Here is a 17,674-nt window from a genome sequence, read left to right as displayed (position 1 = left end):
TAGCAGTCACCGATCCACAGACCGACCTCCGCCCCGCACTCCGCGCAGGCAAGGTTGGGCCCGTCCTGCCCGGCCGGCCCGCAGCAGCCGACCCAGCGAGCGGGGATCCTCGTGGTGCCGACCACGTCCCCCGGACTCAGCAGCGGGTCCACCCCCGGCGCGTGGCCCGCCCTGGACTTCCCGAAGCCCTTGGGCGGCGGGCCCCAGGTGATGCGCCCCGGCTCCGGGTCGTAGGCGAAGGTCCCGGGCGCCATCCTGGGCGGGCAGGGATCCACGGGGGAGCTGAGCGGTGTCCAGGCCTCACTCTCCGTCGGCGGCCGCACCTCGCGCACGGGCGCGGACAACCGGGCCCGGCACACGGCACAGGAGAAGACCTCCGCACCAGCGATCCGCACGACGACTCCCTCCCCCGGTGGTGCGGACGAAGGTACCCCACCACCAGGCCATGTGGTGCTGGAGGGCTCGTCGTGCCTGCGGGTCGCCCGTTCTTCCGCAGCTCAGGGGGCTGACGGCCGCTTCCGGCGGATCGTCCGCCCCGACCGGGGCGCGGAATACTCCCCCAGGACTCCCCCAGACATACTTACCGGCCGGTAAGGTGTGCTCGTCCTCCTCCTTCTCCCTCTCTTCCTCCTCCTTCTCCTCGACATCACTCCGCCCCCTCCGAAGGAACCCGATGCCCCGGTCCACGCGCTCCGCCCTTCTGCTCGCCGGCCTGCTCGCCTCGGCGGGCGTCGCCCATTTCGTCCGCCCGAAGCAGTTCGACGCCATCGTGCCGGAGTCGCTCCCTGGCAGCCCGGGGACCTGGACCAGGGCCAGCGGGGTGGCCGAGCTCGCCCTCGCCGCCGGCCTCGCCCTTCCGGCGACCCGCAGGGCGAGCGCCCGCGCCTCGGCCCTGTTCTTCGCCGGCGTCTTCCCCGCCAACGTCAAGATGGCCTACGACTGGCGACACCGCTCGCCGAAGGCGCAGGCGATCGCCTACGGCCGCCTCCCCCTGCAGATCCCGCTGATCCTGTGGGCGCGCAGCGTCGGCCGCGCCGACTCCTGACGCCCCGGCGACCGCGGTCTCGGGCGCGGTTCCCGGCACGCTCGCCGGCGTCTCGGATCACCACTCCCGGGTGGCGATGAGCTCCTCCGCATCCGCGTCCGCGAACCCGTAGGCCGATGCCACACGCCAGAAGTCCTCGGCGATGATCTCCCGTGCGACCGTCTCGATCTCGCTCCCCGCAGCGTCGAACTCCGCCTCCAGGAGGTTGAACTCGTCCGTCGCGGCCCACGTCAGTGCGTACAGAGCCGTCAGGTCGGCCGGTCGCTCGGCCTCGATGCGTTCGCACAGCCGCAGCAGGATCGCCCGGCCCTTGTCGACGACGTGGTCGGGGAAGTACGTGTCCGCGTACATCTGTCGGAGAAACGCGTGTCCGGCCATCTGCTGGTTCGTGATCGGCATGATGCCTCCGTTCTAGAAGGGGATGAAGAGACAAGAGGGTGAAGAGGGAACGACTCCCCCATCGTGAACGGGACCACTGACAACGCACCTCGTCAGGCACCCCAGCAGCCTCACGCCCGTCGCTCCGTCCCCACGCCTTTCACTTCGCCTCACGTCTTTCACTCCGCCTCACGTCTTTCACTTCGCCTCACGCCGCCCTGCTCGCATGCTCAGGGCGGCGTCGGCGTTTCGGCCATCGCCACATCGACGCCTGGACCAGCCCGGGCAAGGGTCGATGTACCGGGAACGAACGAATTTTCGCCTGGAGTCGGGGTTCGCAGCACGTCCAAAAGTCATGTGTTCGAGAGGGCGGGGGTCGTCGTTGAGCCTGGCAACACGGCACAACACCCTTTCCCGGAGGCCGACATGCACCCCCTGCCGCATCCCCGGACCGCCCTTCCCCCTGCCGCCGCACCCGTGCCCGTCCGCCTCCCGACCGCTGCGACGCGGCCCCGGCGTACCGCCGGTCCCTCCTGCCCCGCCCGACCGGACACGAGGTGGTGGGGATGACCGACAGCGACGTCACCGCACCTTCCTCGGCGGACGGGCCCTCGCTCTCCGAGCAGTTGCTCTTCGGCGGCGAGCTCACCTACGACTACGGCTGGGGCAGCCACGACGGGGCCTGGCTGAAGCTCGGACTGCGCCAGATGGCCGGCGCGCTGCCACGGCAGGTCGCGGTCGCGATCCGGCTGGCGCGCGAGGCCGACCAGCGGGCGTTCGTCACGGTCGCGGTCTGCGAGATCGCCCGAGGAATCGCGCAGGCCGTCTCCCTGATCGCGGTCAACTCCCTCCTGGTCGAACTGCTCGCGTCCGGCGACATCACCGGAAGGCTGCGTGCCGCGCTGCCGTCGCTCGCCCTGGTCGCCGTCCTGGCGGTGGTCGGCTCGGCGTGCGCCTCGGCCTCGGCCGCTGCCACCGGGATTCTGGAGCCCAAGGCCCAACGGGTGGCGACCGAGCGCTATCTCGGGCTCGTGGCGAAGGTGGAGCTGGAGGCGATCGAGGACGACGCCTTCCACAAGCTGATGGACTCCGCGCAATGGGGCGCCGACGCGGCCCGGCGGATGGTCGGCTACTGCACCGCCGTGGTCACCTCGGCGATCTCCCTGGTCGCCGCCGCCGGCGTTCTCGCGGTGCTGCACTGGACCCTCCTGCCGCTGCTCGCGTTCATGGCGCTGCCCAGCGCATGGGGCTCGCTCACCATGGCCAGGCACCGGTACGTCAGCTGGCACCGCTTCGTCCAGCATGTACGGGCCGCCAAACTGATCAGCCAGCTCCTCATCAACCCGCAGGCCGCGGCCGAGATCCGTGTCCACGACGTGGCGCCCTTCCTCCTCACGCACTTCCGGGAGATGGCGCGGACGAGCGAGCGCGAGCAGACCCGGCTCGCCTGGACCGGCGCGCGCACCCACGTACTGGCCGAATCGGCCCGCGGCCTCGCGACCGTCGCCACCTACGGGGTCCTCGGACTGCTGCTGTGGAACGGACGCATGGACCTCGCGGTGGCCGGCACGGCGGTACTGGCGATCCGCACCGGCTCGGCCAGCATCACCGACCTCGTCCTCCGTGTCACGGACGTGCAGGAGGAGGCCCTGTTCGTCGCCGATCTGGAGACCCTGTGCACGGAAGCCGTCCGGCGCGCCATCCCCACCGGTGGGCTGGACCTGCCCGAGGAGGTGGACGAGGTCCGCTTCGAGCGGGTCACCTTCACCTACCCCGGCAAGGACAAGCCGTCCCTGTCCGAGGTCGATCTGGTCATCCCCCGAGGCAAGACCGTCGCCCTCGTCGGGAGCAACGGCGCCGGCAAGTCGACCCTGATCAGCCTGCTGAGCGGTGCCCGGCTCCCCGACAGCGGACGAGTCCTGTGGGGCGGGGTGAGCACGGCGGAGGCCGACCGGGCCCAGGTCTTCGCGCGCGTGGCGATGGTCGCCCAGGACTTCTTCCGCTGGCCGTTCACCGCCCGCGTCAACATCGGCATCGGGCGTACGTCCGGTCCGATGGACGACACGGCCGTCGCGCCGGCCGCCGGGTACTCGGGGGCCGACAAGGTCGTCACGGAACTCCCGCGCCGCTGGGACTCCCTCCTCACCCGCGGCTACAAGGGCGGTCAGGAGATCTCCGGCGGCCAGTGGCAGAAGTTCGGCCTCGCCCGGGCCCGGCACCGCGACGGCGCCGTGCTGATCGTCGACGAGCCCACCAGCGCCCTGGACGCGGCCGCCGAGCAGCGGGTCTTCGACCAGATCCACCAGCTGGCCGACAAGGGGCAGACCACCGTGCTGATCACCCACCGCCTGGCGAGTGCCCGCCACGCCGACGTCATCTACGTGCTCGACGAGGGCAGGGTCGCCGAGCAGGGGACCTTCGCCGAGCTCATGGACCCGGCAGGCGGCACCAGGGTGTTCAGAGAGGCGTACGAGCTGCAGGCCCGCCAGTTCGTCCAGCCGGTGTCCGTTCCGGCGCAGCCCCTTCGGGACACCCCGGCGGGTGCCGGGGAGGCCACGTCATGACGTGCCTCCTCGAAGGGGAGCCTTCCGTGGTGGCGCGCCCTGCTGAACTCCCGACGCCGGGCGCCCCTGCCGCCCCTGGCGCCCCCGCTGTCCCTCCTCCTTCTCCTGCTTCTCCGCCCTCTCCGGCTTCTCCAGACCAGTTCTCCGTGAGGTGCTGACATGCCGCCGTCCCTCTCCCCCGTACGCGATGTACTCACCGCATACCTCGCCGAGTACCCCAACGAACGACCCGCGCTGTCCGGTCTGCTCGACTCCCTGGACACGGGCGGAGACCCCACCAGCCGTGCCACGCTTCCCGGACACATCACCTGCAGCGCGGTCGTCATCGACCGCGCCCGGCGTGTCCTGCTCGTACGGCACAAGGCCTCCGGGCTGCTCCTCGCCCCCGGTGGCCACGTCGAGGCCTCCGACGCGTCGCTGCTCGCGGCGGCCCTGCGGGAAGTGGAGGAGGAGACCGGGCTCCCCGCCTCGGCGCTGGCTCTGACACCCGAGTTCCGCGACCGCCCCATCGACATCGGCGTCCACGACATCGACGCACGCCCGTCCAAGGCCGAACCCGCCCACCGCCACTACGACGTGCGCTTCGTCTTCTGCCTCGCCGACGACGCGCTCTCCCCCACCCTCACGCTGCAGGCCGAAGAAGTCGGGGAGGCCACCTGGCTGTCGTTCGACGAGGTCTGCTTGCCCGCGCTGCGCGCCAAGCTCGCCCGATCAGGACTGGACGGCGCGATCGTTCCCATGAACGCCGCTGCGGTCGTGCACGACGGCCGGGGCCGCTACCTGTTGCACCTGCGCGACGCCAACAAGCCCGAGATCTGGCAGCCGGGAGCCTGGTCTCTGCTCGGGGGCGGCCGGGAGCCGCAGGACGTCACCCTGCTGGACACCGTCCGCCGCGAACTCCGTGAAGAGGCAGGCCTGGAGATCACCGACCTGAGGCTGTACGCCGTGGAGCACGCCATCGGTACGGAGGGCATGACCGTGCCGATCCAGGTCTTCACCGGCACGTGGAGCGGCGACCCGTCCGCCCTGCGGCTCACCGAAGGCGTGATGCTCGCCTGGATGGACCCGGGCAGGCTCCCGTTCCTGACGATGGCGGCGTCCACCAGAGAACTCCTCGAGCGGCACGCGACCGAGCACGCCGCACCGGCCGCTGGCCTCACAGCGAGAGCCGAACCGGGAGCACAGGCACCGGAGCCGCCCGGCACCGTCCCGCACATCGTCGGCGTCCACCTCTACCTGGAGCACGAGGGCCGGATCCTGCTGGGCCGTCGCCACCCGGACTCGTCGTACGCGGGCGGATCGTGGCATGCGCTCGCCGGCCACTGCGAGGCGGAGTCGGCGACCGCGTGCCTGGTCCGTGAGGCGTACGAGGAGGCCGGTCTCGTGATCGACCGCGACGACCTCGAACTGGTCCACACCGTGCACGTGGTCGACCGGGCGGCGGAAGGACATGCGGAGGGGGCCGGGGGCCGGTCGGGGTGTCGGCCACCGAGGATCCAGCTCTTCTTCCGGGCCGGCCGCTGGGAGGGCACGCCCGAGCTGCGGGAGCCGGACAAGTGCGTGGCGTGGCAGTGGTGGGATCCCAAGGACCTGCCCGAGCCGATCGTCCCGTACGCACGCGCGGCGATCGAGGGAGTCCAGGCCGGCAGGCCCTACACGGAATGGGGGTGGACGCGTTGACCGACTTCGCCACCGTCGGCGCCGCGTACTCCGCTCACTCCCTCAGTGCCCGGGGCCGTCTGCGCCACGACCTCGTCGCGCGCCGACTTCTCGCCGAGCTGCCCACCGGGCCCGCACGCGTCCTGGACGTCGGCTGCGGAGACGGTGAGATGACGCTCCGGCTCGCCGCGGCCGGGCACCAGGTGACAGCCGCCGACCCGTCCGCGGAGATGCTCGCGGCAGCGGCCCGCCGATTGCGCGCGCGGCCCGACCTCGCCCCGCAGATCCGGCTCGTCGAAGCGGGCGTCGACAGCCTTCCCTTCGAGCGAGAGCGGTTCGACGGCGTCTGCTGCCACGGGGTGCTCATGTACCTGGACGACGCCGCCGACGCGGTCGGCCGCCTCGCGGGCCTGGTCGCCCGTGGCGGGGTGCTGAGCCTCCTCACGAAGAACCGGGCCGCCACCGGCTTCCGTGAGGCCCTGCGCGGTGAGTACCGGGCGGCGCGTGACCTCATCGAGCACGGCGTGGCGACGAGCGTGGGGAACCTCGGCCTCCGGACGCGTGGGGACACGGCTGAGGCCCTCGACGCGCTCGCGGCCCAGCACGGGCTCGCCCCGCTGCCGTGGCAGGGAGTGCGGGTCTTCCACGACCACCACGTGGACTGGGACCCGGGCCCCGAGGAGTATGTGCAGGCGCTGCAGACGGAGTGGGCCGCCTCGACGCGGGACCCGTACCGGCAGCTCGGCCGCCTTGTGCACACCTTGGCCCGTCGCGGGGCGGAACGACGGAGGACTGCTTGACGGGAACGGGAGCGGGAACGGCACCGGGACCGGGATAGGGACCAAAGCCGGGAACGGGACCGAGTCCGGGGCCGGACACGGAGCCGGGCAGGAGCACGGTGTCGGGCACGGGCACGGACGCGGAGAGGGAGGCAGGGGCGCAGGAAGGGCGCAGGGGCGCGGCTCAGGCCACCCAGGCCGAGGTGGCCGTCTGGACCAGGGAACCGTCCAGGTCCGCCAGCTTCGCCCCGACGAAGGTGCGGGCCGCGTCCGAGGTCTGGATACGGAAGGCCGGTCGATCGGTGGTGAGCGCCTCGGTGATCGCCTCCCCCACCGCTTCCGACGTCTGGGCGGAGGCGAAGGCGCCCCGGGTGCGGCCGAGGTAGTTCGCCAGCGCCGGACCGTAGACGCCGGCCTCGGCCACCGCGCTCTCCCGGATGCCCACGTTCGCGACGAACTCGCTGGCCACGGCGCCGGGCTCGATCACCGCGACCGTGACACCGGCCGTGGCGGCGACCGGGGCCAGGCTCTCCATGAAGCCCTCGGCAGCGAACTTGGCCGCGCAGTAGGCCTCGTTGAACGGCTGGCCGATCACGCCGCCGACGCTGGTGACGGTGAGCAGGCGGCCGCCGGTGGCGCGCAGGTGCGGCATGACGGCCTTGGTGACGGTGACCACGCCGAAGAAGTTGACCTCCATCACCTGGCGGACCTCGTCCACCGACTCGTTCTCGATGGTGCCGACGTGGCCGGCACCCGCGTTGTTGACCACGGCGTCCAGGCGACCGTGGTCGGCGACCACTCCGGCGACGCATTCCTCGACCGAGGCGGCGTCGGTGACATCGAGGCGGCGGATGTCCAGCTCGACCCCGGCCAGCTCGGCCGCCTTCCGCAGGGCGTCGGCTCGGGCCGGGTCGCGCAGCGTGGCGACCGTGGTGAAGCCCGCGCGGGCGGCGGAGACGGCGGCGGCGAGGCCGATGCCGGAGGAGGTGCCGGTGATCAGGACGACCTTGTCGGACATGGAGAAACCTCTCTGCGGTGGTGCCGGTGGCAGGTGGCACCTGGCGGTATGCGGTGGCCCCCGGCGGCGCTCAGCGGCGCACACGGAGCCAATTACTTATGTACCATAATTACCATGCTCCATAACTATGGGCGCCGATATTTGCGACTGTCAAGCACCTGGCTACAGTGGACGGCATGACCTCTCCCGCAGACGAGCTCGACGCGCGGGTGGTCGGCCTGTTCGCCGTCGTGAACCGCAGGTACGCGCGCGAGGCCGAGGCCGCCGCCACCGCGCAGGACCTGACCCCGCTCCAGGCCAAAGCGCTCCTGTACAGCGCCGAGCCGGTACCGATGCGGGCGCTCGCCGAGCGGCTGCACGCCGAACCGTCCAACCTCACGACCCTGGTCGACCGGTTGGAGGAGCGCGGCCTGGTCGAACGGCGCTCGGGGGCCGCGGACCGCCGGGTCAAGCTGGTCGCCGCCACCGAAGCGGGCCTCCGGGCGATCGCGGAGCTGCGGACGGCGATGCCGTTCGCCACCGACCCGCTCGGCGCGCTCGACCGGGAGCAGCGCGAGACGCTCGGCCGGCTGCTGGCACTGATCGCCGACGAGCCGTGGCCGAACGGCGCCACCTCGTAGGCTCACGGGCCCGCGGGAACTCCCACCCGCCTGGCAGACACGCGGCCTAGGCCGGGGCACGGTCGGGAAAGTATGATCAAGCGATGTCCGACATGACAGAGACCACGCCCGGCTGGCTGAGCACGGACGAGCTGAACAGTGCTCGGTCCCAGATGCCGATCCTGTACGTCGAGGCCGTACCCGTGCGCGTGGACGACAGCGGCGAAGTCACCAGCATCGGTCTGCTCCTGCGGATCGGCGCGGACGGAACCATCAGCCGCACCCTGGTCTCCGGCCGGGTCATGCACCACGAACGAGTCCGTGACGCACTCCTACGCCACCTGGAGAAAGACCTCGGCCCCGTGGCCCTGCCACGTGTCCCTCCCTCGCCGCAGCCCTTCACCGTCGCCGAGTACTTCCCCACGGCCGGCATCACGCCGTACCACGACCCCCGCCAGCACGCGGTCTCGCTCGCGTACGTCGTGCCGGTGAGCGGCGACTGCCGCCCACGGCAGGACGCCCTGGACCTCGTCTGGTTCAGCCCGCAGGAGGCTGCCTCTCCCGCCGTGCAGAACGAGATGCCGGACGGCCGCGGGGCGCTGCTGAAGCAGGCCCTCGCGCACGTGGGACACGCGTACTGAGAACGAGGCCGCCGAGGCCGACGAAGACGGCCGCCGTGCTGCTGCCGCCCGGGAAGGGGCGGCAGCAGCACGCGCACGCGTAGCGCCGAAGAACCACGCCCGCGACGGGACTTCCACTGCCTGGCGCTCCCCCGACCGACCAACCGCACCCCCTCGAAGCCACGTTCGATTGTCAGTGGTGGGTGAGACGGTGGATCCATCGAGTCGGAACGAGGGGGAGCTGTCATGACCCGAAGCCAGAACTACATCAACCACGTCGCCCTTGTGCTGGACGCCAGTTCGTCCATGTCGCACCTGAGCCGCAAGGTCGTCGAGGTCGCCGACCAGCAGATCGCGTACTTGGCCCGCCGGTCGAAGGACCTGGACCAGGAAACCCGCGTCACGGTGTACGTCTTCGCCGACAAGGTGGAGTGCGTCATCTACGACAAGGACGTGCTGCGGATGCCGTCCCTGAAGCAGCTCTACCGGGTGGGTGGCATGACGGCGCTGCTCGCGGCCGCGCTGAAGTCCCAGCGGGAGCTGGCCCAGACGGCCCAGCTGTACGGCGACCACAGCTTCCTGACGTTCGTGCTCACCGACGGCCAGGAGAACGCGAGCCATCGCTGCCCGGACGCTCCGAGCAAGGATCCGCGTCGACTCGTCGAGTCCGTGGCGGAGATGATCCGGACGCAGGAGGACAACTGGACGCTGGCCGTCCTGGTCCCGGACCAGATGGGCAAGCACGAGGCCATGCAGGGCGGCTTCCCCAAGGACAACATCGCCATCTGGGACGCCACGAGCACGCAGGGTCTGGAGGAGGCCGGCCAGGTCATCCAGGAGGCCACCGAGAAGTTCATGGTCGGGCGCAGCAAGGGCATCAGGGGATCGCGGGCCGTGTTCTCCGTGGGGGCCGAGGCCGTGAACATGGACACCGTCGCAGCGGCGGGCCTGACCCCCGCGGATCCGTCAGGGTACGCGCTGATCGCGGTGGCCCGGGATGCGGGGATCCGGGACTGGGTCGTCGAAAGCGGGCACACCTACCGGACCGGTGGCGCCTTCTACCAGCTGAGCAAGTCGGAGAAGATCCAGGCGCGGAAGCAGATCGCGGTCCTGGAGAAGAAGACGGACCGGGTGTACACGGGACCCGAGGCCCGATCGCTGCTGGGTCTGCCGGACGTCGAGGTACGCGTCAAGCCCGACCACAACGACGAGTTCACGATCTTCGTGCAGAGCACCAGCGTGAACCGGAAGCTCGTCCCCAACACCCGCCTGCTGCTGATGCACTGACGTCCCGTCTGGGGACCGGCCGGTCGGGGGTCCCTGGTGGAGCTCGGGTCAGCGCTCGCCCGAACCGGTCGATGCGCAGGCGCCACACGCGCCACGGTGGGCCGTGTGGGCGGACGTGAGCAGGGCGAGGTCTGCCTGCACGGTGCGGCTGGAGTACGAGGCGATGGCGGTGAGCGGCAACGACGTGCCGTCCTTGAGGACGAGTCCGGGACTTCCGCTCTGCGCCGGGCCAACGCCCTGCGTACTCACGACGACCTCACGGACGGCGCACCACGACACGGTCCGCGATCGACCGAGCCCTCGTTCCGTGACGCCCGAGGCGTCTACTCGGAGTCCCACAAGACTGCCGCGAAAGGCGAGCCAGAGTCCGGCGGCGAGGACCACGGAGTAGATGACGACGCCGGCGAGGTCAGCCGCGCCGGTCAACCCCATGGCCCCAAGCAGCCCGAACACACCGCCCACCAGGCTCAATGCGATGCGCTGGCTCGCGCTGCCAAGGGTGTGCGCGGGCACCTGTCGAGGCGAGGAGCGAATCGTCATGACGCACACTAACGCCCCCACTCGCCTGTACGAACGGAGAACGAACAACCTTTTGATGCAAGGCCGGATCAGTCCTCGGCGGCCCTGGACAAGGCGCTGAGGTGATCACTTCATGAGATCGCACACCGGCAGGCCGATCCCCCTCGACGCGTTCGTCGTCGACGTTCCCGCTCCGGATGGCGGGCTGCTGCGGGCGGAACGCAGCGGTGGCGGCAGCGGCAGCCCGGTCGTCCTGCTGCACGACGCCGGGATGGATGCCCACCTGTGGGACGACGTGGTTCCGAAGCTGGCCCGCCACCACGACGTCGTCCGCTACGACGCACGCGGGCTGGGCAGTTCCAGCCTGCCGGACCGGCCCTTCGACGACGTCGAGGACCTGGCCGCCGTTCTCGACCACTTCGGCCTGGGCCGTGCCGCGCTGGTCGGGCTGAGCATGGGCGGGGAGACCGCGCTGGACTTCACGCTGGCCCACCCCGGGAGGGTCGGCGCACTGGCCCTCGTCGGTGCGTCGGTCAGCGGACACGACTGGCCGCAGGACCCGCAGTCCTCGGCCTACGCCACCGCCCGTCGGCAGCGGGACGCGGCGGCCCTGGCCGCGTTGGAGCTCTCGGTCTGGGCTTCGCTGGGCCGCACGGCGCCCGGCGGGGAGCTCATCGAGGCGATGGTGGCGGACAACGCCGAACGCCGCATCGCCGGCGAACCGCTCCTCGCCCACTTCCCGGACCGCGACGCGGAAGCCCGTCTGCGCGAGATCACCGTCCCGGTCCTGGTGGTCCACGGCGACCAGGACCATCCGGAGATCGCGGCCATCGCCGAACGACTCGTCGCCGACATCCCCGACGCCCATGGCGTGGTGGTCCCGGAGGCCGACCACTACCTGCCGCTCCGCACTCCCAAGCGGCTCGTCGCACTGCTGCTCGCACATCTGGCCTGACACGGCCCTTGCGCTGCGTGAACGCCCAGGTGGTGTGCGGCCGGTCCCTGAGAGGCAACGTTCTGGCGGGCTTGGGCGTCCATGGCAGTGGTGCCGGAGGCGGCTCGGCCAGGATGTGTGGGAGGGGACACGTGGTGAGGGATGCGGAGGAGGTCGGTTCGGGGCGGGAGCTGAACGCGCATGAGCGGGTTCTCGCCGAGGACCGCCGCGTCGTGCACGAGAGGCCGTGCGGCAGCGACTGGGTCTCAGTCTGCGGTGTGGTGCACGACCACGTGCCCGAGGATGTCGTTCAGCAAACGCTGAAGTCCTTCGGTGTCCATGCCGCCCATCTCTCTCTCACTCCGCGAGCTCGTCGACGGATCATCCGGCAGGCCACAGTGCGTGGATCAGCAACTCCACCTGCCGGGCCACGTGTTCCGGGGCGAACCTCTGCGGGTCGGTGAGTGCGGTGCGGCCGAACTGTTCGGCGCAGGCGACGAAGGCGTGGGCCAGGATCTGGGGGTCGAGTTCGGAGCGGCCCCGGTCTGCGAGGACGGCGGCGATCCAGTCGGCGACCCGCCGACGGAACCGCTCCCGGTCCGCCTCGACGCGGTCGCGGACGACCGCGGGCATGTCCCCCGGTGTGAGCAGGATCAGCCGCCAGGTGTCGGGGGCGGTGCGGAGCATCGTGGACATCCTGCGGACGCTCTCGGCGGCGAACGCCGCGGGCTCCCGCGGGTCCACCCCTTCGGGAACCGTCTCCAGCAACTGCCGGAAGGCACGGGCCTGCTCCCGGTCGAGCAGGGCGCCCAGAAGGTCGCCCAGGTTCTCGAAGACGCCGTAGACCACGGAGCGGGCGACGTCGGCCCGTTTCGCGATCGCGTCGATGGAGACGCCGGCGTATCCGTCGCTGACGATCACGGCCAGCGCCGCGTCGAGCAGTTGCTCGCGGCGTTCCGCGAGCGGGACGCGCGGTGCGTAGGGGCGCCGCTTGCGCGGCGTGGCTTCCGAAGCGGCGTGGGCAGACACCTTGGCAGTTTACGACATCCGTGTCTTAAGACAGCCCTGTCGTAATGGCGTGAGCGGGCATGAGACGAGGAGCGGGACGATGGCGTTGCTGAAGCGGAGCGAGGTCGAGCCCCACGAGGACTACGGCTTCTTCGGCCCCGGGTCGGTGGTGTGGAAGGTCTGGAGCTATCCGACGTCACTGACCGTCGGCTTCCAGCGGTCCGTGGTGGTCGAGGAGCTCGACCCGCCCCTGGTGGCCGCCGTCCACGGAACCCAGGGCATCTACCGACGTCCCCGCACACGCTACGACCGCACCCTGCGGTACTTCGCGATGGTGGCCTTCGCCGGCTCGCGGGAGGTGTGCAGGGCGGCGGACGTCCTGGTCAAGGTCCACTCCAAGGCCGTCGGACGGCTCCCGTACGGGGAGGGGACCTACGACGCCAACGACCCCGCCTCCCAACTGTGGATCCAGCTCACCGGCTGGCACTCGATCCTGTACGCGTACGAGAAGTACGGTCCCGGCAAGCTCACCGCCGAGGAGGAGCGGGAGTACTGGCAGGCGTGCGCGACCGCCGCGGAGTTCCAGACCTGCTCCCCCGACGACGTCCCGCGCGACCGCGAGGGCGTGCGGGCCTACTTCGAGCGGATGCGTCCTCGGCTGTCCGCCAGCCCCATCGCCCGGCAGGCCATGACCCACCTGCTGCGCGCCGACCTCGTGCTGCCGCCCGCGCCCCTCTGGGCGCGGCCGGCCAGCCTGGTCGTGGCCCGGGCGCTACGGATCGCCACCGTCGCCACCATGCCGCGCTGGATGCGCGAGCTGGCCGGAATCAGGCAGTCGCGCGCCCTCGACCTGCTCATCGTTCCCGTCATGAAGGCCTCGTTCGCGCTCGCGCACCTCAGCCCCAGAATCGAGCTGCTCCTGCTGGCACGGCAGTCCCCGTCCACGGTCGCGGTGGTCGCCCCCATGAAGCTCGGGATCGCGCCCCGCCGCGAGGAGGTCCTGACGCCTGCCGAGGCCCGCGCCCGCCACGGCTTCACCAAGCCCGCCGAAGCACATCTCGACCTGCGGGCCCGGCAGATGACCCGGGTGCTCGACGACGGCCTGGCTCCGAGCGAGCAGGGTCTCATGGAGTCGCAGGACACCCTGGGGCCGCTGGCCTAGGCCGTTTCGTTCGGATCTTGCGAGGCTTGTCATACTTCCCGAGTGGAGATGCAGGCCGAGGAGGCTGCCCGGCGTTGGCTGGCTGATCAGGGCGTCAGCCAGGTGCGCGACGGGTGGGTGAGTGACGAGGAACCGGACGTGTTGCTCACCGCCAACCAGGTGGCGCACTCCTGGGCCGGTGATGTGTTCGCCGAAGACGTGGATGCAGCTGACCAGGTGCGGTTGGCTTTCGGGCTGCTGGACCTCCTCGGCGAGTACTGGGTCACGTGCGAGATTCGGTTCGCGAACGAGGGTGCGGAGGGGCCCTTGCCGGCCGACGTGCTGTGGGACGGTTACCGTCAGCGGCTGGAGGCGGACCGGGACGCCGAGGCCGTCACCTATTCGCTGTGGGTGGACTGGTTCGAGGACCATGTCACTTCCGCGTCGGCCTTCGCCGAGGTTCTCGGTACCGACATCGGCCGGGTGGTGGCAGAGAGATCGGAAGCCCTGCTCCGCCGAGCCCGTCGGGTTCTGGAGTGCTCGGGCCCGGTGCGCTGGACGGTGAAGGAGCCGACGTACCGCACCGCCGTGCGGCTTCCCGCCCTGCATCCGGCTCTCTTCCGCGGTCTTCTGACGGGCTTCCACGACGTCTACGGCGACCTGGAACCGGCCGATGCCCTGGCCCTCCTCGACCGGTTGGACCTCCCCACGGACACCCGGCACCTTGCCGAACTGCGCCATGTGCTCGCCGCGGGGCACAGGAACCACTACCGCAGTCCCGGCGCCTGGGACGATGCGGTTCGCTCCTGCTCCTGAGTCGTTGGCCTGGCAGACCAAAGAAAGATGCCGGCGACGTAGAGTCCGGCCAGGTAGATGGTTGCGGTCTTTTCGTAGCGGATAGCGACGCCCCGCCACTGCTTCAGGCGACTGATGCAGAGATCGACGGTATTGCGCTGCTTGTACGTCTCGGGGTCGAAGGCGGGGGTCTGCCACCTCTACTGCCGCGCCGCAGCCGGTGACCGCGACGGCACGCCCAGACCAACGATCAGCTGATCCAAACGAGACGACCTAGGTCCACGCCGCTGCCTCCGTACCCCAGTCGGCCCAACGGCGGCCTGGAGGCGGCCTGCGCGTTCCTCGCCTCACGCCTTGCGGGCGAGGAGTTCGACCTCCTGGAACTGTCGTCGGTCCGTGGGCAGCGGCTCGATCGTCATGCGGCCCACCTCCGCCAGTCCGTGCTCGCGCAGGAGTGCGGCAAGGCGGTCGGGGTTCCAGCGGTAGGCCGTTGCCACTACGTGGTCGTAGCTCTGGGTCTCGAGGTGCGGCCCGTCCGTGGCGGGGAAGTCGATCAGGAGGTGCCCGCCGGGTGCCAGGACCCGGGCGATCTCGGCCACGATGGCGGGGACCTCCTGCGGCGGGGTGTGGATGACGGACCACCGCGAGAGCACACCGCGCAGCGAGCCGTCCTCGATGTCCAGGTCGGCCATCGACCCGACCTCGAACCGCAGCCCGGGGTGGGAGGCCTGCGCGAGCGCGACCATCACCGGGGAGGCGTCGACCCCGAACGCCTTCAGGCCCAGTCCGTGCAGGTGGGCGGTGACGTAGCCCGGCCCGCAGCCGAGGTCCGCGACCTCGCCCTCACTGTCATCGGTCGACCGCACCAGTTCCGCGAACGCGCCCAGCATGGCGCGCTCCAGGGGGCGCTCCCGCAGGGAGTCCTGGAACTGCTGCTGGTACACGGTCGCGATGGTGTCGTAGGCGTCACGGGTCGCGGCCAAGGTGTCGAGTTCGGTCATCAGGAGACCGTAGCCGGAAACGCGGCGCGCGCCGAGGGCCGGTCCCCCATCGGCTGCCGGCCGCCCCATCAGCCGCCGGCTCCGCCCATCGATCTGCCGACCGCCCGTCAGTGCCGGGGAATCGTCGATTGCCGACTGCCCGTCGGCTGCCGATCGCGGTGGGGGCCGATTCCGCGTCGCCCGTGCGCTGCTTCGTCGGGCTGCCTGCTCAGGCCTCTCGGATTTCCGCCGTGTTTCGCGGGTCGTCAGCGAGAATGCGCTCCGCACATCGCCGTACCTGCTCCTCCACCGGCTCACCGCCGGTGACGGGCAGCTCGTAGCCGTACGAAGTTCCCCGCCCGCCCGACTCGTGGGCGTGGACGTGGGCGTGGGCGTCGTGGAACATGACATCGACGCCCTCCGGGCTCGTCAGTTCCTCGGGAACGTCGGGTTCTCCTCGGCGGGGCCAGACGCCGATGAGGACGCAGCCCCACCGCTCGAACCAGCGACTCTCGACGAGGATCTCCTCAAGGAGCCGAGCAGCCGTGTCCAGGGGTTCTTCCCAGCTGCGGTCGGCTGCGGCCCGAGCGAGTTCCGCTTCGTACTGTGCCGCTTCGAAGCGCATGACCGCGGGGAGGGAGCCGGTGTTGCCCGTGTTCTCCCAGGCGTCCCAGATCACCACATCGCCCTCGCGGCGCACCGTGACGTACAGGGCCCCGCAGCACCCGGCGGTGCAGTCCGGTTCCGTGATCATGATCCTGCGGGGCTCGTCGGAGACCGCCAAGGGCAAGCTCCCGGCCGGGCCCCTCCAGTTACCGATACGCCGCTGTCGTGCTCGCAGCCGCCATCGCACGCTCCGTCGCCGCTCAGGACCTTGACGTTGCAGCACAGAATCCCGACCACCTGGGCGGCGGACCCCTGGGCAGAGGTACGGCCGCTCATCGACGGCGCGGACGTCCTGGGGGAGGCGCACCCGGCCGGACTGGCACCCAGCTGCCGCACATCTGCTCATGATCCGTGGGTGCCGCTCAGCGACCAAGACGTTTTCCCCCTCGTCAGATCCGGGTGGAGAGCGGCACCGTGATCTGCTTCAGCCAGGCGCCCGCCGCGAAGTCGCGGGCCTTCACCACCACGCGGTCGTGGAACACCTCGACCTGGAGGCCCTGGTTGAACGTGCCGGGGACCGTGACCTCTCCGCCCTTGCCGTCGTCCGTATAGCCCGTCTGCACCGCGCCCGTGTTGATCACGGAGAAGCCGTCCAGGTTGGCCGTACCGGGGACGACCCTGCGGACGTACCAGTCCGACAGCGCGAGGTCCCAGTGCGTGTGTCCGCAGAAGAGGAAGACGTCCTTGTGGCGGCCGAGAGTGCCGAGGAGGCGGTCCGCCTGGAGGTAGTCGCGCGAGTAGAGGCGGTTGTGGCTTCCCGAGACCGTGTTGGGAAGCGGGTGGTGGGTGATGACCATGACCGGCTTCCGGCGGCGCGCCCAGTGCGCGAGGCGCTCCTCCAGCCAGGTCAGCTGCGCCTCGCTCAGCCAGACCTCGTCCCACAGCTTCGGGTCGTGGTAGTGCATGTACCGCTCGGTGCCGAGGCTCAGCACCGGAATGCCGCCGAACGAGTGCTCCGCGTACACCGTGTTGCGGCCGGCGAAGGCGTAGAAGCTACGGAAGAGCGAGTCCTCGGTCGTCCCGTTGGGCCAGGTGTCCTGCGCGAGGGTCGACGGGTCGCGCCACTTGGGGACGTAGAACTCGTGGTTGCCGATGGCCCAGGCGACCGTGCGGGGGTGGGTGTGGCGCGCGACCTCGGAGGCGACCGCCGCGTACTCGGCGTCGTACCCGCGCGGTGTGATGTCACCGGCCACGGCGAGGCCCGCACTCGTGCGGTTGGTCCGGTTCATGTCCTCCAGGGCGACCCCGAGGTCCCGCAGGTCACCCTGGATGTCGCTGATGACGTTGAAGGTGGCGACCGGGCGCCACGGGCCCGCGTGCGCCGGACCGTGCTGCGCCGCCGGACCGGACTGCGCCGGGCGTGCCGCGCCCGCCGGTATCTGGGCGGCGGCGACCGCGCCCACCGCCCCTGTCGCGACGGTGAGCAGAGACCTTCGATCCACGGGGAGTTCCTCTCGGACGGGCGGTGCCCACCGGCGGGCTCACCTTCCGGGGTGCGCCCGTCCGCCCGCACGTCGCGTACACGCGCCCCGGGCACCGCTCTTCGAACCAGACCCGTTATGCATACGCAACCTGATCGGCTTGTTGCGCGGCTCCGAGATGTCCGGTGCGTGAACGTATGCCTACGGGAGGGGAGTTCGGTGCCCGGGCGAGAACGCGCCTCCTGGGGGCCTGTTCACGCC

Annotated in this window: 17 protein-coding genes; 10 read left to right on the top strand and 7 right to left on the bottom strand. The window is 70.8% G+C overall.

The features are described 5' to 3' along the window. The first annotated feature begins 673 nt into the window (after nucleotides 1-673). A complete protein-coding gene (locus AMK27_RS04615; protein WP_073902701.1) occupies nucleotides 674-1,045 on the top strand; it encodes a DoxX family protein in 372 nt (123 codons plus the stop codon). Nucleotides 1,046-1,102: 57 nt separating this feature from the next. On the opposite strand, the gene AMK27_RS04610 is transcribed toward AMK27_RS04615, so the two are convergent. After that, entirely contained in the window at nucleotides 1,103-1,444 is a 342-nt protein-coding gene (locus AMK27_RS04610) for a DUF5713 family protein (RefSeq protein WP_073902700.1), read from the bottom strand. A 545-nt stretch (nucleotides 1,445-1,989) separates the two neighbouring features. Between AMK27_RS04610 and AMK27_RS04605 the strand changes: the two genes are divergently transcribed. The 3 genes from AMK27_RS04605 (at nucleotide 1,990) to AMK27_RS04595 (ending at nucleotide 6,446) form a co-directional block, all read left to right on the top strand. After that, nucleotides 1,990-3,987: an ABC transporter ATP-binding protein gene (locus AMK27_RS04605; protein ID WP_073902699.1), complete on the top strand. Its 1,998-nt coding sequence runs from the start codon at nucleotides 1,990-1,992 to the stop codon at nucleotides 3,985-3,987. A 159-nt stretch (nucleotides 3,988-4,146) separates the two neighbouring features. Further along, nucleotides 4,147-5,667 carry an NUDIX domain-containing protein gene (locus tag AMK27_RS04600; RefSeq protein ID WP_073902698.1) on the top strand — a complete coding sequence of 507 codons (1,521 nt, stop codon included), beginning with the start codon at nucleotides 4,147-4,149 and terminating at the stop codon, nucleotides 5,665-5,667. Beyond that, nucleotides 5,655-6,446 (top strand): methyltransferase domain-containing protein, encoded by a 792-nt coding sequence (locus tag AMK27_RS04595; protein ID WP_241847298.1) that lies wholly within the window; start codon nucleotides 5,655-5,657, stop codon nucleotides 6,444-6,446. The genes AMK27_RS04600 and AMK27_RS04595 overlap by 13 nt, the downstream gene beginning before the upstream one ends. 163 nt (nucleotides 6,447-6,609) lie before the next feature. Here the strand turns inward: AMK27_RS04595 and AMK27_RS04590 are convergent, their stop codons facing one another. Continuing rightward, nucleotides 6,610-7,443: an SDR family NAD(P)-dependent oxidoreductase gene (locus AMK27_RS04590; RefSeq protein WP_073902696.1), complete on the bottom strand. Its 834-nt coding sequence runs from the start codon at nucleotides 7,441-7,443 to the stop codon at nucleotides 6,610-6,612. Between the two features lie 176 nt (nucleotides 7,444-7,619). On the opposite strand from AMK27_RS04590, the gene AMK27_RS04585 reads away from it, so the two are divergent. From AMK27_RS04585 to AMK27_RS04575, 3 genes are all read left to right on the top strand, one after another. Then, nucleotides 7,620-8,063, top strand: a complete 444-nt coding sequence (locus tag AMK27_RS04585; protein ID WP_073902695.1) for a MarR family winged helix-turn-helix transcriptional regulator — start codon at nucleotides 7,620-7,622, stop codon at nucleotides 8,061-8,063. 92 nt (nucleotides 8,064-8,155) lie between these two features. Then, nucleotides 8,156-8,683, top strand: coding sequence for an NUDIX hydrolase family protein (locus AMK27_RS04580; RefSeq protein WP_073903945.1), 528 nt, complete (start codon nucleotides 8,156-8,158; stop codon nucleotides 8,681-8,683). A gap of 225 nt (nucleotides 8,684-8,908) precedes the next feature. Continuing rightward, complete coding sequence (locus tag AMK27_RS04575; protein ID WP_073902694.1) at nucleotides 8,909-9,949, top strand: vWA domain-containing protein; 1,041 nt, start codon at nucleotides 8,909-8,911, stop codon at nucleotides 9,947-9,949. Nucleotides 9,950-9,997: 48 nt separating this feature from the next. Here the strand turns inward: AMK27_RS04575 and AMK27_RS04570 are convergent, their stop codons facing one another. Further along, nucleotides 9,998-10,489: a PH domain-containing protein gene (locus AMK27_RS04570; protein WP_143204809.1), complete on the bottom strand. Its 492-nt coding sequence runs from the start codon at nucleotides 10,487-10,489 to the stop codon at nucleotides 9,998-10,000. 112 nt (nucleotides 10,490-10,601) lie between these two features. Between AMK27_RS04570 and AMK27_RS04565 the strand changes: the two genes are divergently transcribed. Next, entirely contained in the window at nucleotides 10,602-11,423 is an 822-nt protein-coding gene (locus AMK27_RS04565) for an alpha/beta fold hydrolase (protein WP_073902692.1), read from the top strand. A 360-nt stretch (nucleotides 11,424-11,783) separates the two neighbouring features. On the opposite strand, the gene AMK27_RS04560 is transcribed toward AMK27_RS04565, so the two are convergent. Continuing rightward, nucleotides 11,784-12,431 carry a TetR/AcrR family transcriptional regulator gene (locus AMK27_RS04560; protein ID WP_073902691.1) on the bottom strand — a complete coding sequence of 216 codons (648 nt, stop codon included), beginning with the start codon at nucleotides 12,429-12,431 and terminating at the stop codon, nucleotides 11,784-11,786. A 79-nt stretch (nucleotides 12,432-12,510) separates the two neighbouring features. Here AMK27_RS04560 and AMK27_RS04555 point away from each other — a divergent pair, with 79 nt between their 5' ends. Beyond that, a complete protein-coding gene (locus tag AMK27_RS04555; RefSeq protein ID WP_073902690.1) occupies nucleotides 12,511-13,572 on the top strand; it encodes an oxygenase MpaB family protein in 1,062 nt (353 codons plus the stop codon). Between the two features lie 48 nt (nucleotides 13,573-13,620). Beyond that, entirely contained in the window at nucleotides 13,621-14,367 is a 747-nt protein-coding gene (locus AMK27_RS04550; protein WP_073902689.1) for a hypothetical protein, read from the top strand. A 326-nt stretch (nucleotides 14,368-14,693) separates the two neighbouring features. Here AMK27_RS04550 and AMK27_RS04540 read toward each other — a convergent pair whose 3' ends face one another. The 3 genes from AMK27_RS04540 to AMK27_RS04530 all read right to left on the bottom strand — a co-directional run bounded on the left by AMK27_RS04540 (nucleotide 14,694) and on the right by AMK27_RS04530 (nucleotide 17,434). Continuing rightward, complete coding sequence (locus AMK27_RS04540; protein WP_073903943.1) at nucleotides 14,694-15,347, bottom strand: class I SAM-dependent DNA methyltransferase; 654 nt, start codon at nucleotides 15,345-15,347, stop codon at nucleotides 14,694-14,696. A gap of 208 nt (nucleotides 15,348-15,555) precedes the next feature. Continuing rightward, nucleotides 15,556-16,110, bottom strand: coding sequence for a hypothetical protein (locus AMK27_RS41080; protein WP_198955792.1), 555 nt, complete (start codon nucleotides 16,108-16,110; stop codon nucleotides 15,556-15,558). Between the two features lie 271 nt (nucleotides 16,111-16,381). Further along, the gene (locus AMK27_RS04530; protein WP_073902687.1) at nucleotides 16,382-17,434 is read right to left on the bottom strand and encodes a metallophosphoesterase family protein; all 1,053 of its coding nucleotides are present in this window, start codon (nucleotides 17,432-17,434) and stop codon (nucleotides 16,382-16,384) included. Nucleotides 17,435-17,674 lie beyond the last annotated feature (240 nt).

It is taken from the genome of Streptomyces sp. CB02009 (genome assembly GCF_001905825.1).
In the GTDB taxonomy this organism is placed as follows: domain Bacteria; phylum Actinomycetota; class Actinomycetes; order Streptomycetales; family Streptomycetaceae; genus Streptomyces.
Note: the sequence above shows the minus strand (reverse complement) of the source record. Positions and strands in the feature narration are given on the sequence as shown.

What these genes read in the sequence shown, in the direction of transcription:
- AMK27_RS04615 (WP_073902701.1), top strand. Translation starts at nt 674, where the DNA reads ATGCCCCGGTCCACGCGCTCCGCCCTTCTGCTCGCCGGCCTGCTCGCC.
- AMK27_RS04610 (WP_073902700.1), bottom strand. Translation starts at nt 1,444, where the DNA reads ATGCCGATCACGAACCAGCAGATGGCCGGACACGCGTTTCTCCGACAG.
- AMK27_RS04605 (WP_073902699.1), top strand. Translation starts at nt 1,990, where the DNA reads ATGACCGACAGCGACGTCACCGCACCTTCCTCGGCGGACGGGCCCTCG.
- AMK27_RS04600 (WP_073902698.1), top strand. Translation starts at nt 4,147, where the DNA reads ATGCCGCCGTCCCTCTCCCCCGTACGCGATGTACTCACCGCATACCTC.
- AMK27_RS04590 (WP_073902696.1), bottom strand. Translation starts at nt 7,443, where the DNA reads ATGTCCGACAAGGTCGTCCTGATCACCGGCACCTCCTCCGGCATCGGC.
- AMK27_RS04585 (WP_073902695.1), top strand. Translation starts at nt 7,620, where the DNA reads ATGACCTCTCCCGCAGACGAGCTCGACGCGCGGGTGGTCGGCCTGTTC.
- AMK27_RS04580 (WP_073903945.1), top strand. Translation starts at nt 8,156, where the DNA reads ATGACAGAGACCACGCCCGGCTGGCTGAGCACGGACGAGCTGAACAGT.
- AMK27_RS04575 (WP_073902694.1), top strand. Translation starts at nt 8,909, where the DNA reads ATGACCCGAAGCCAGAACTACATCAACCACGTCGCCCTTGTGCTGGAC.
- AMK27_RS04570 (WP_143204809.1), bottom strand. Translation starts at nt 10,489, where the DNA reads ATGACGATTCGCTCCTCGCCTCGACAGGTGCCCGCGCACACCCTTGGC.
- AMK27_RS04565 (WP_073902692.1), top strand. Translation starts at nt 10,602, where the DNA reads ATGAGATCGCACACCGGCAGGCCGATCCCCCTCGACGCGTTCGTCGTC.
- AMK27_RS04555 (WP_073902690.1), top strand. Translation starts at nt 12,511, where the DNA reads ATGGCGTTGCTGAAGCGGAGCGAGGTCGAGCCCCACGAGGACTACGGC.
- AMK27_RS04550 (WP_073902689.1), top strand. Translation starts at nt 13,621, where the DNA reads ATGCAGGCCGAGGAGGCTGCCCGGCGTTGGCTGGCTGATCAGGGCGTC.
- AMK27_RS04540 (WP_073903943.1), bottom strand. Translation starts at nt 15,347, where the DNA reads ATGACCGAACTCGACACCTTGGCCGCGACCCGTGACGCCTACGACACC.